At 65.8% G+C, this 11,755-nt stretch carries 11 protein-coding genes, 2 pseudogenes and 1 riboswitch; of the genes and pseudogenes, 6 read left to right on the plus strand and 7 right to left on the minus strand.

What is annotated here, in order from left to right; translation table 11 throughout:
- Together EN780_RS16845 and EN780_RS16850 are read right to left on the minus strand one after the other, a co-directional pair.
- Positions 1-550: pseudogene (locus tag EN780_RS16845) on the minus strand (ABC transporter permease); the annotation flags it as partial.
- A 66-nt stretch (positions 551-616) separates the two neighbouring features.
- Positions 617-2,128: a sugar ABC transporter ATP-binding protein gene (locus tag EN780_RS16850; protein WP_128274762.1), complete on the minus strand. Its 1,512-nt coding sequence runs from the start codon at positions 2,126-2,128 to the stop codon at positions 617-619.
- A gap of 136 nt (positions 2,129-2,264) precedes the next feature.
- Between EN780_RS16850 and mtnK the strand changes: the two genes are divergently transcribed.
- The 5 genes from mtnK (at position 2,265) to dhaL (ending at position 7,134) form a co-directional block, all read left to right on the plus strand.
- The gene (gene mtnK / locus EN780_RS16855; protein ID WP_128274770.1) at positions 2,265-3,539 is read left to right on the plus strand and encodes an S-methyl-5-thioribose kinase; all 1,275 of its coding nucleotides are present in this window, start codon (positions 2,265-2,267) and stop codon (positions 3,537-3,539) included.
- On the plus strand, positions 3,536-4,630 hold the full coding sequence (gene mtnA / locus EN780_RS16860; RefSeq protein ID WP_128274763.1) for an S-methyl-5-thioribose-1-phosphate isomerase: 1,095 nt from the start codon (positions 3,536-3,538) through the stop codon (positions 4,628-4,630). The genes mtnK and mtnA overlap by 4 nt, the downstream gene beginning before the upstream one ends.
- A 77-nt stretch (positions 4,631-4,707) precedes the next feature.
- Positions 4,708-4,850, plus strand: a riboswitch (FMN riboswitch).
- 78 nt (positions 4,851-4,928) lie between these two features.
- Positions 4,929-5,402 (plus strand): 6,7-dimethyl-8-ribityllumazine synthase, encoded by a 474-nt coding sequence (locus EN780_RS16865; protein WP_128274764.1) that lies wholly within the window; start codon positions 4,929-4,931, stop codon positions 5,400-5,402.
- Between the two features lie 74 nt (positions 5,403-5,476).
- Positions 5,477-6,484, plus strand: coding sequence for a dihydroxyacetone kinase subunit DhaK (locus EN780_RS16870; RefSeq protein WP_128274765.1), 1,008 nt, complete (start codon positions 5,477-5,479; stop codon positions 6,482-6,484).
- A gap of 11 nt (positions 6,485-6,495) precedes the next feature.
- The gene (dhaL, locus tag EN780_RS16875; RefSeq protein ID WP_128274766.1) at positions 6,496-7,134 is read left to right on the plus strand and encodes a dihydroxyacetone kinase subunit DhaL; all 639 of its coding nucleotides are present in this window, start codon (positions 6,496-6,498) and stop codon (positions 7,132-7,134) included.
- On the opposite strand, the gene EN780_RS16880 is transcribed toward dhaL, so the two are convergent.
- The 3 genes from EN780_RS16880 to EN780_RS16890 are packed head-to-tail and all read right to left on the minus strand — an operon-like array spanning position 7,131 to position 9,144.
- A complete protein-coding gene (locus tag EN780_RS16880) occupies positions 7,131-7,571 on the minus strand; it encodes an RpiB/LacA/LacB family sugar-phosphate isomerase (RefSeq protein ID WP_127285484.1) in 441 nt (146 codons plus the stop codon). The genes dhaL and EN780_RS16880 overlap by 4 nt on opposite strands.
- 28 nt (positions 7,572-7,599) lie before the next feature.
- Positions 7,600-8,358: a triose-phosphate isomerase gene (locus EN780_RS16885; protein WP_128274767.1), complete on the minus strand. Its 759-nt coding sequence runs from the start codon at positions 8,356-8,358 to the stop codon at positions 7,600-7,602.
- A gap of 15 nt (positions 8,359-8,373) precedes the next feature.
- Positions 8,374-9,144: a DeoR/GlpR family DNA-binding transcription regulator gene (locus EN780_RS16890; RefSeq protein ID WP_128274768.1), complete on the minus strand. Its 771-nt coding sequence runs from the start codon at positions 9,142-9,144 to the stop codon at positions 8,374-8,376.
- Positions 9,145-9,411: 267 nt separating this feature from the next.
- Here EN780_RS16890 and fba point away from each other — a divergent pair, with 267 nt between their 5' ends.
- The gene (gene fba, locus EN780_RS16895) at positions 9,412-10,476 is read left to right on the plus strand and encodes a class II fructose-bisphosphate aldolase (protein ID WP_127310708.1); all 1,065 of its coding nucleotides are present in this window, start codon (positions 9,412-9,414) and stop codon (positions 10,474-10,476) included.
- Between the two features lie 51 nt (positions 10,477-10,527).
- Here fba and EN780_RS16900 read toward each other — a convergent pair whose 3' ends face one another.
- Together EN780_RS16900 and EN780_RS16905 are read right to left on the minus strand one after the other, a co-directional pair.
- Positions 10,528-11,463, minus strand: coding sequence for a TIM barrel protein (locus EN780_RS16900; RefSeq protein WP_128274769.1), 936 nt, complete (start codon positions 11,461-11,463; stop codon positions 10,528-10,530).
- Between the two features lie 80 nt (positions 11,464-11,543).
- Positions 11,544-11,755 (minus strand): annotated as a pseudogene (locus EN780_RS16905) (class II aldolase); the annotation flags it as partial.

Consider the following 11,755-nt stretch of genomic DNA (forward strand, 5'->3'; position numbering starts at 1 on the left):
GCACCACGACCGACACCGGAACGAGGTTCGGCACGAAGAAATCGAAGCGATGGCGGCCGAGCGCCAGGAAGGCTTCGCCGAACTTGCCGTTGGCGACCGAGCCGTCGGGCATGGTCATGCCGGTGGCGATCGAGCGGCCTTCGGTCGGGATGCGCTGCAGGCCCACGAGCAGGAACATCATGCCGAGCGTGGCCAGCAGGTCGGGCACCCGCATATAGACGATCAGCCAGCCGTTGATCAGGCCGACGGCGGCGCCGATCAGCAGGCAGACGACGACCGCGACGACGGCGTTCTGTTCCAGCACCACCATGACATAGGCGGCCGCCATCATGGCGCTGGTGGCGACCGAACCGATCGACAGATCGAAGCCGCCGACCACCAAGGTGGCGGTGACACCGAGCGCCAGCACGCCGGTGATGGCGACGGACTGGAAGATGAAGACCGCGCTTTGCGGCGAGACGAAGCCGTCGGCGGCGACCGCGAAATAGGCGATCAGGCCGAACAGAAGGACGATGAAGCCGTAGCGGATGGCGTAGTCACGCACCGTCATGCAGCGCTCTCCGGCGCCGTTGCCGTGTCAGTCCAACGCATGCCTGCTCCATTCCTGTCCATGCTCTCACGCCGCGCTGTGCAGCGGGCCGCCCGCCACTTCGGCAAGCAGCCGCTCGAGATCGATGTCTTCGTTCCTGTGTTCGCCGACGATCGTCTGCTCCGACATCACCAGGATGCGGTCCGCCGTCTCCAGCGCCTCGTCGAGCTCGGTGACGAAGAGCAGCGTGGCGCGGCCGTCGGCGCTGGCTCGCAGCTTGGCGGCGATGTCGCGCCGGGCCGAGATGTCGACGCCCTGGAACGGCTCGTCGAGGATGAACAGTCTTGCATCCTGCGACATCCAGCGGCCGACCATCACCTTCTGCTGGTTGCCGCCTGAAAGTGCGGAAAGCTCGTCCCTCTCCGAACGGCAGACGATGGCGAGCTCGTCGATCTGCCGGCGTGCGATGCCGCGTTCGGCGCGGCGCTTCATGATGCCGAAGCCTGACATGCGCTTGAGGAAGGGCAGGCTGATATTGCGCTCGATGTTGAAGCCGCCGACGATGCCGCTGGTGGCGCGGTCCTTGGCGACGAGGAAGACGCCGGCGGCTATCGCCTCGCCGGCCGATGCCGGCGCATAGGGCTTGCCGTCCATGGTCATGCCGCCGGCGAGCGGCCTGCGCACGCCGAACAGCGTTTCGGCCAGCGCCGTCTTGCCAACGCCGACCAAGCCGGTGATCGCCACCACCTCGCCGGCGCCGAGCGTCATCGAGATCGGCTTCGACCCTTGCGCGATCCGCAGGCCTTCCGCGGTGAAGACGGCACGCGCCGAGCTTCTCGCGACCACCCGGTCGAGATGGATCTTGCGGCCGAGCATGGCGTTGACGGCGCCCTCATAGTCGAGCGGCTTGTTGTCGAACACGCCGCTCACCACGCCGTCGCGCATCGAGACGATGCGGTCGGCAAGGCGGCGGATGTCGGACATGCGGTGCGAGATGTAGAGGATCGCCACGCTCTGCTCGCGCAGCCGGTCGATCAGCGCGAACAGCCGGTCGGCTTCGGCGCTGGACAGCGACGAGGTCGGCTCGTCGAGGATCAGCACCTTCGGCCGGTGCGCCATGGCCCGCGCGATCGCAACCATCTGCCGGTCTGCCAGCGACAGGTCGCTGACCCGGGCCTTGAGGTCTATGGCGAGCCCCATGCGATCTGCGACGGCCCTGGCCTCGCGGCGCACCCGGCCCGGATTGAAGAAAGTCGGCGCGCCGCTGCCGGTCAACCTGTCGAGTGTCAGGTTGGTGGCGACGTCGAGGTCGGCGACGACACCGTCATTGATGTTCTGATGCACGGTGACGACGCCGGCGCGGATCGCCTCGGCCGGCGTGTTCGGCGCGAAGTCCTCGCCGGCGAGATGCATCATGCCGCCGCCGCGCTCGTAAACGCCGCTGACGATCTTGACCAGAGTGGATTTGCCGGCGCCGTTGGCGCCCATCAGCACGGTGACTTCGCCCGCATGCAAGTCGAGCGAGATGCCGCCAAGCACCTCGATATGGCCAAAGGACTTCCTCAGTCCGTCCACGCGGAACACGGCACCAGTGCCCATTCATTCCTCCCTGACCCCGACGCTATGGGCTATATCGGCATTTGTCAACACGATTGACAATTGCCAGCTTGCTTCCTAGCTTGGCCCCGCCGCCATGCCTCCGTTATGTTCGGAGCGCATAAGCGAGAGGATGATGATGACGCAGAAACCGCCGTTCGAAGCACTATCGGTCGAAACGCTGCCGGCGCGCCTCGGCGCCAACGAGGCCGTCACCGCGCAGATCGGCAAGGATGCCCGGCGCTGGAAGGTGCGTGAGGTCGGCGACGGCAATCTCAACCTGGTGTTCATCGTCGAGGGCGACGAAGGCGCGGTCGTCGTCAAGCAGGCCCTGCCCTACGTGCGGCTGGTCGGCGACAGCTGGCCGCTGCCGCTGAAGCGCTCCTTCTTCGAGTATCACGCGCTGACCAGGCAGGAGCGCCGAGCGCCCGGCTCGGTGCCGGCAATCCACCATTTCGACGAGGCGCAGGCGCTGATCGTCATGGAATACCTGGCGCCGCCGCACATCATCCTGCGGCGTGCGCTGATCGAAGGCCGGCAACTGCCGAACATCGCCCGCGACATCGGCCTGTTCATGGCCCGCACCCTGTTCCGCGGCTCCGACCTGCATATGCCGACCAAGGACCGCAAAGCCGATCTGGCGCTGTTCGCCGACAATGTCGAGCTCTGCGGCATCACCGAGGACCTGGTGTTCACCGATCCCTATTTCGACGCCAAGCTGAACCGGCATACGTCGCCGCAGCTCGACGGCCTGGTCGCCGAGCTGCGCGCCGACCGCGATCTCAAGGTCGAGGCGCAGCGACTGAAGCATCTTTTTGCCGCCAATGCCGAGACGCTCTTGCATGGCGACCTGCATTCCGGCTCGATCATGGTCACCGACACAGAAACCCGGATGATCGACCCGGAGTTCGCCTTCTACGGACCGATCGCCTTCGATGTCGGCATGCTGCTCGCCAATTTCTGGATGTCGTTCTTCTCGCAGCGCGGCCATGAGCAGACGGAAAAACGCGACGCCATGCGCGCCTATCTGCTTGGGGTCACCGCCGAGACCTGGGCTGTGTTCCGCGCCGAGTTCTCGCATCTGTGGCGAACCGAGCGCACCGGCATGCTCTACCACAGAAGCCTGTTCGAGGATCAGGGCGATCGGCTCGGCGCCGAGCAGGCGCTCGACCATATGCTGCATTCGATCTGGACCGACCTGCTCGGCTTTGCCGGCATCGAGGTGCACCGGCGCATCCTCGGCCTCGCCCACAATGCCGACTTCGAGGCCATTGCCGATGAGGATCTGCGCGCCACATGCGAGGCCAAGGCGCTGAAGTTCGGCCGCCACATCGCCGTCAACCGGCGCCAGATCCATGGCATCGACGAGGTCAACAATCTGGCCGCGCGGATCGAACAGGAGAGCAGCCTTTGAACGTCGGCGAGCGCCACTACCGCACCATCTGGCTGAGCGGCGACGGCCGCTCGGTCGAGATCATCGACCAGCGCTGGCTGCCGCATGAGTTCCGCATCGAGAAGATCGGCACCGTTCCCGGCATCGCCACCGCGATCCGCGACATGTGGGTGCGCGGCGCGCCGCTGATCGGCGTCACTGCCGCCTATGGCGTCGCCATCCAGATGGAGGACGACCCGTCGGATGCGGCGCTCGACGCCGTCTGGGAGACATTGCACGCGACGCGGCCGACGGCGATCAATTTGCGCTGGGCGCTGGACGAGATGCGGCGCTTTCTCAAGCCGCTGCCGCCGGACGAGCGCGCCGAGGCCGCTTACAAGCGCGCAGCGGAGATCGCCGATGAGGATGTCGGGCTGAACCGCGCCATCGGCGAGAACGGGCTTGCCATCATCAAGCAAATCGCGGCGCGAAAAGCTCCGGGCGAGACAGTCAACATCCTGACCCACTGCAATGCCGGCTGGCTGGCGACCGTCGACTACGGCACCGCCACAGCGCCGATCTATCTGGCGACCGAGGCCGGCATTCCGGTCCACGTCTATGTCGACGAGACCAGGCCGCGCAACCAGGGCGCCCAGCTGACCGCCTGGGAAATGGCCGGGCACGGGGTGCCGCACACGCTGATCGTCGACAATGCCGGCGGCCACCTGATGCAGCGTGGCCAGATCGACATGGTCATCGTCGGCACCGACCGCACGACGGCCGACGGCGACGTCTGCAACAAGATCGGCACCTATCTCAAGGCGCTGGCCGCCTCCGACAACGACGTGCCGTTCTATGTCGCGCTGCCCTCGCCGACCATAGACTGGACGGTGGGCGACGGGCTCGCCGAAATCCCGATCGAGGAGCGCTCCGGTGACGAGGTGTCGCTGGTCTGGGGCAAGAACGCCAAGGGCGAGATCGCCCAGGTGCGCGTCTCGCCGGAAGCGACGCCGGCGGCAAACCCGGCCTTCGACGTGACCCCGGCGCGGCTTGTCACCGGCCTGATCACCGAGCGCGGCGTCGCCAAGGCCTCGCGCGAAGGGCTGAAGGCGATGTTCCCGGAGCGTGGTTAGCCACAAGGAGGGAGATTGGCAGCTGCGGCGACGGCGCTAATTGACAGCGCCGCCCTCCCCCTCCATAGCTTCACCGTTAAAGTTCTCAGGGCGGGGTGAAAGTCCCCACCGGCGGTAAGAGCCTCGGCTCAAGCCCGCGAGCGCTTCCCGGAAGGGAAGGTCAGCAGATCCGGTGTGATTCCGGAGCCGACGGTCACAGTCCGGATGAAAGAGAACGAACGGAAGGACGGGCCGCTCGCGCGGACCGGGTTTTCGTATCGTGCGTCCTGATTCTGGTTCGAAACGGAAGGATGGACCCATGAATCAGCATTCCCCAAAAGACTATGAAATCCGCCGCGTTGCCGTCATACGGGCGCGCTGGCACTCCGACATCGTCGACCAGTGCGTGACGGCGTTCGAGGCGGAGCTTGCCGTTCTCGGCGGCGGCCGCTTCACCGTCGACGTCTTCGACGTGCCCGGCGCCTACGAGATCCCATTGCATGCCAAGACCCTCGCCGAGACCGGCCGCTATGCCGCGATCCTGGGCACCGCCTTCGTCGTCGATGGCGGCATCTACCGGCACGATTTCGTCGCCGGCGCCGTCCTCGACGGGATGATGACCGTGCAGCTTGCGACCGGCGTGCCGGTGCTTTCGGCGGTGCTGACGCCGCACAACTATCACGACAGCGCCGAGCACCACCGCTTCTTCTTCGAGCACTTCCAGGTCAAGGGCAAGGAAGCGGCCAAGGCCTGCGTCGAGATAAGTGCGGCGCGGGAAAAGATCGCGGCGTGAGGCGCGGTTGCCGGGGTGGCAATCCCGGTAACAGCCTCTAATATCGCGAAAAAACCGAGATCGGGAGGATGCCGGTGCAGACCAAGAAGATCATCAACGACGGCAACCGTTCCGTCGACGAGATGCTGGAAGGAATACTGGCCGCGCATCCTCGCCACCTCAGGAGCGTGGACGGCAGCCCGCGCTCGATCATCGCACGCGACGGGCCACGGCCAGGCAAGGTCGGGCTGGTCATCGGCGGCGGCTCGGGCCACGAGCCGACCTTTCTCGGCTTCGTCGGCAAGGGGCTGGCGGATGCCGCGGCGATCGGCAATGTCTTTGCCTCGCCGCCGCCGGACCCGATCCTCGAATGCGCCAAGGCGGTGAGCGGCGGCGCGGGCGTCCTGTTCATGTACGGCAACTATGCCGGCGACGTGATGAATTTCGACATGGCGGCCGAGATGGCGGCGATGGACGACATCGAGGTGCGCACGGTGCTGACCACCGACGACGTCGCCTCGGCGCCGCGCGACCAGCGGCAGAAGCGGCGCGGCGTCGCCGGCAATTTCTTCATCTTCAAGGCGGCGGGCGCGGCCTGCGAGCGCATGCTCTCCTTCGACGAGGTCGAGCGCATCGCCAGGAACGCCAACGACCACACCTTCACCATGGGCGTGGCGCTGTCGCCCTGCTCGCTGCCGCAGACGCGGCGGCCGAACTTCGAGATCGGCGCCGACGAGATGGAGATCGGCATGGGCATCCATGGCGAGCCCGGCATCGCGCGCGGCAAGCTCAGGACCGCTGACGAGATCACCGACGAGATGCTGGACAGGATCATTGCCGAGATGGCGCCGTCGCGCGGCGACAAGGTCGCGGTGCTGGTCAACTCGCTCGGCTCGACGCCGTTGATGGAGCTCTACATCATGAACCGGCGCGTCAAGCAGCGGCTCGACGACATCGGCGTCTCGGTGCATGCGACCTGGGTCGGCAATTACTGCACCTCGCTCGAAATGGCTGGCGCCTCGCTGACACTGGAGCATCTCGACGGCGAGTTGCAGACCCTGCTCGACCATCCTTGCGACTGCGCCATGTTCCGCGCCGGCTGAGGGGACTGTCCATGACCGCCATCGGAACGGCAGAGCTGAAAAGAATGTTCGATGCCATCGCCACGGCGATCGAGGCCGACAAGGACCGGCTTTGCCAGCTCGACGGCGTCATCGGCGACGCCGACCACGGCATCGCCATGGCCCTCGGCTTCAATGCCGCGCGCGATGCGCTCGCCGCGCTCGACCTAGCGGCGATCGAGCCGACGGCGCTGCTCAACACTGCGGCGAAATCCTTCCTCAACGCCGTCGGCGCCTCATCGGGACCTCTTTACGCGACCGCCTTGATGCGCGCCGCCGCCGCCGTCAAAGGCAAGGCGACGCTGGCGGCAGACGATGTGATCGCCATGGTCCAGGCGATGGCGCAGGGCATCAAGGATCGCGGCAAGGCCGAAATCGGCGAAAAGACGATGATCGACGCCTGGCAGCCGGCGGCCGAGGCGGCCGCCGCCGCGCATGCCGCGGGCAAAAGCCTGGCCGAGAGCCTGCAGGCCGCGCTGACCGCCGCCGAACGCGGCGCCGAAGCGACCAAGGACATGATCGCGGCCAAGGGCCGATCCTCGCGGCTTGGCGAGCGTTCGCTCGGCCATATCGACCCGGGTGCTGCCTCGGCCGTCACCGTCATCGGCGCGATGCGAAGCAGTCTCAATTAGGCCTTTGCTGCATCCAAACGGTTGATCGCCTGAACATTGCCGGCCGACGGCCCCTTCTCGTCGAATTCCGAGGCGAGCCAGGTATCGACGATCGCCTTGGCGAGCTCCGGACCGATGACGCGGGCGCCCATGGTGATAATCTGGGCATTGTTGGATTTCGCCGCGCGCTCGGCCGAATAGGTGTCGTGGGTGAGTGCGGCGCGGATGCCCGGCACCTTGTTGGCCGAGATCGAGACGCCGATGCCGGTGCCGCAGAACAGGATGCCGCGATCGTTCTCGCCGTCGACGATGGTCTGGGCGAGTTTCTGCGACAGGTCGGCATAGAAGCCGGCCTGGCTGAGGTCGCTGACGGTCAGGCCGGGCTTGGTGGCGAGGTGGGCGGCGATGACGTCGAGCAGCGGCTTGCCGGCGCTGTCGGCTCCGATGGCTATTCTCATGGTCGTGTCCTTTCCTGGTCGGATGATGTCAGATCGCGGCTGAGGCGCGCTGGAGGATGTCGATGTAGCCCTCCGCCTGCCAGGCGGAGCGGCCGATGAAGAGGCCGTCGATGTTTGGCTGGCCGATCAGTTCGGCGGCATTGCCGGGGTTGACGCTGCCGCCATAGAGCACCGGCGGCACGGCAGGCAGCAGGCCGCCGGCAACCGTCTTGATCAGCGCCTGCTGCCTGTCGGCATAGTCGGAGCTGGCCGGAATGCCCTTGTCGCCGATCGCCCAGACCGGCTCATAGGCGAACAGGATCTTTGCGCCCCTCGCCTCGCCTTCGAGGAATTGCAGCGCGCCCTCGACCTGCGCGGTCAGCACCGCATCGGCCTTGCCGCTCTCGCGCTCGGCCAGCGTTTCGCCGACGCAGATCAGCGGGATCAGGCCGTGCTTGGCCGCCGCCGCCGTCTTCAGGCCGACCGTGTGGTCGGTCTCGCCGAAATGCTCGCGCCGTTCGCTGTGGCCGAGCTCGACCAGGTCGAGGCCGCAATCCCCAAGCATCAGCGGCGAGATCTCACCGGTCCAGGCGCCGGCATCGGCCCAGTGCATGTTCTGGGCGCCAACCTTGATGCGCGTCGGGGCCAGCGCCTGCTTGACCTCGCGCACCGCCGTGAAGGGCGGAATGACGAAGGGCTGGATGCGCTGGTCGAACCCCGGCGCGAAGCCGGCCAGCGCCCTGGCGAATGCGAGCGCCTCAGCGAGCGTCTTGTTCATCTTCCAGCTTGTACCGACCCAGTAGACCACGCGCGTACCGCTCCCCTATTCCTTGCCATCGACAACCGTCAGCGAAACCCCTGTGGCTTCCAACTCGTCCCGCACAGGCTGGCCGAGTTCGCTGCCGGTGAAGACCGCGTCGAACGCCTTGAGGTCGGTGAGAAAATGCAGCGCCGTGCGGCCGAACTTGCCGTGATCGACCAGCAGATATTTCCGCCCCGCGGCCGCCATCATGAGGCGCTTGGTCTGCACCACCTCCTCGTCCTGGTGAAAGGCCGAGGCGCCGTGGATGGCTGAGGACGAGAGGAAGGCGACGTCGGCGCGCAGCGATTTCAGCGTCTCCTCGGCGAGCAGGCCGAAGAAGCCGTGGAACTTCTTGCTGTACTGGCCGCCGAGCGCGATCAGCGTGATGCCGCCAACACCGGCGAGATCCTGGATGACGGCCAGATTGTTGGAGATCACGGTTAGTGGGCGAAGATCGGCGAGGTGCCCGGCAATGCCGCCCGCCGTCGAGCCGTCGTCGATGATCACCGTCTGCCCCGGCTCGATCATGGCGACGGCGGCGGCGGCAAGGCGCTGCTTCTCACCGACCGCCTGCTTTTGCCGGTAGCGGAAATCGCTCTCGAACAGGCCGCTCGGCTGGATCGAGGCGCCGCCTCGCACCTTGCGCAGGAAGCCGCTCTCCTCCAGCTCGTCGAGGTCGCGATGAACGGTCATCTTCGAGACGCCGAAGCGCGCGGCGAGATCGTCGACGGACGCCGTGCCGGCCTCCATTAGGAAATCCATGACGCCTTGCCGGCGGCTGTCGCTCTTCATTCCGCGGTTCCTCCGAGCGTCCGGGCGCTTTGGTCGCTCTTCCATATATAACAACGGATATCGCATTCATATCATAATATCTGTGATAATGTGACAATGGCGTGGGATTTTCCTTTGCCGGAGATTGCCGACCTGTAACAAGAATTGCTCCCTGCGACGTGCCGGACGGTTGCGGTCCGCCGGGATTCCGGCCAGAAGCATCGGCGGGCTGGACGACGGTCGAACAGCCAGCAACCGAATTCGAAACCAGTTACGGGAGACTATTGGGTGGCTCGCATCACACTGAGACAATTGCTCGACCATGCCGCCGAACACGGCTATGGCGTGCCGGCCTTCAACATGAACAACATGGAACAGGGCCTCGCCATCATGGAGGCGGCCGAGGAGACCAAGTCGCCGGTCATCCTGCAGGCCAGCCGCGGCGCGCGCGCCTATGCCAATGACGTGGTGCTTGCCAAGCTGATCGACGCGCTGGTCGAAATCCACCCCGACATCCCGGTCTGCATGCATCTCGACCACGGCAACAACGAAGCCACCTGCGTCACCGCGATCCAGTACGGCTTCACCTCGGTGATGATGGACGGCTCGCTCAAGGAAGACGGCAAGTCGCCGGCCGACTACGCCTACAATTCAGGCATCACGCGCCGCGTCGTCGACATGGCGCATTGGGGCGGCGTCTCGGTCGAAGGCGAGATCGGCGTGCTCGGCTCGCTTGAGAGCGGCGGCGGCGAGCAGGAAGACGGCCATGGCGTCGAAGGCGCGATCAGCCACGACCAGCTTCTGACCGATCCGGAACAGGCGGTGGAGTTCGTCAAGGACACGCATGTCGACGCGCTGGCGGTTGCCATGGGCACCAGCCACGGCGCCTACAAATTCTCGCGCAAGCCGGACGGCGCGGTGCTGGCGATGAACGTGATCGAGGAGATCCACCGCCGCCTGCCGAACATGCACCTGGTCATGCACGGCTCGTCGTCGGTGCCGGAGGATCTGCAGGAGATCATCAACAAGTACGGCGGCCAGATGAAGCCAACCTGGGGCGTTCCGGTCGAGGAGATCCAGCGCGGCATCAAGCACGGCGTGCGCAAGATCAACATCGACACCGACAACCGCATGGCGCTGACCGGCGCCATCCGCAAGGTGCTGACCGAGAACCCGAGCGAGTTCGACCCGCGCAAATACCTGACGCCGGCCATGGCGGCGATGAAGAAGCTCTGCAAGGAGCGCTTCGAGCAGTTCGGCACCGCCGGCAATGCGCCGAAGATCAAGCCGATCCCGCTGTCGGACATGGCCAAGCGCTACAAGGCGGGCAGCCTCGATCCGAAGTTCGGCTGAGGTCTGTCTGACCGAAAGTTCAAAGGGCGGGAGCCGCAGCGGCCCCGCCCTTTATTTTGCCCGCAGATGAGCCCTGCCTGCGTCGATGAACGGCGCCCAGTAGTCGACCGATTCACGGATCATGGCGACGACCTGGTGATCGACCGGCTCGCGCTCGCGGAATGACAGTTCCAGGCAGATCTCGTTGTCGGTGCCGCCGCCGCGCCGCACCGCCTCCAGGAATTTCTCCGGAGTAATGCGGCCATCCCTGTTGTAGGCGGCGGTGAAGGGCCAGTGGCCACCCTTGTTCATCGACGACTGCTTGATGTGGATGATCGGCGACTCTTTCGGGAAGGCCTCGGCCCAGGCGTAAGGGTCGATGTCGGCGGGGTTGCTGGAGGTGACGTCGCCATGGTCGATGTCGACCATCATCTGCAGCGGGATGGCCAAGCCCGCTGCCTCGATCTCCCGGTGCAGCGCGCGGCAGCTGTCGATGGTATGGCCGAATTCACGGCCGACCGACATCGGCTCCCAGAACAGGTAGGTGAGGCCAGCCGCCTTGGCATGATCGGCGACCTCGCGCCAGCATTCCATCGCGATGTCGAGCAGCCGGGCGCGGCGTTCGGGATCGTCGTAGTCCCTGTGGGTGAAGATCGCGAATTGCGTGCCGATGCCGCTGGCCCCGAGCTCGGCCGAGATGGCGGCGAAGGTCTTGAACCAGTCGACATAGTAGCGGCGCACGTCGGCATCGGGATGGCCGAAATGGTTGAGCCGACCATAGGGGCCGGTCATGCCGGACGTGATGCGCACGCCGGTGCGGGAAAGTGCTGCCTGGAACAGCCGGACGAACTTGGCGATCGTCGCCGCCGGCCAGCCGGGATTGACGAATTCATGTGTGAGCTGGACGTCCCTTATGCCGATGTCATAGGCGATGGCGTCGATCAGGTCGTCCGGATCGGCAAAGCGGTTGACCAGCGGATTGGTGTTGAGGGAGAGCGTGAAGGCCAAATTCCAGTCTCCTGTTCAGGCCTGCCCGACGGCGTGACGACCGATGGCGCATGCACCCGAACTGCCGGCATGAAGCGCAATCATTGCAGCACGCTGCCGGCGCGCCGGTTGAGCTCCTGGCGGTATTTCTCGGCGTCCCAGTTCAGGAGCTCGGCATTCTCCTCGATGCTGAGATAGTTGACGCGCGCCGCCGGGTCGACGCGGATGGCGACATCAGCAAGGCAGCGCGCCATCGCCTCGGCGCCGGCATTGGCATCCCGGCGCATCAATATGCCCTTGCCCGGGAAAAGGA

Source organism: Mesorhizobium sp. M4B.F.Ca.ET.089.01.1.1 (genome assembly GCF_004022605.1).
In the GTDB taxonomy this organism is placed as follows: Bacteria; Pseudomonadota; Alphaproteobacteria; order Rhizobiales; family Rhizobiaceae; genus Mesorhizobium; species Mesorhizobium abyssinicae.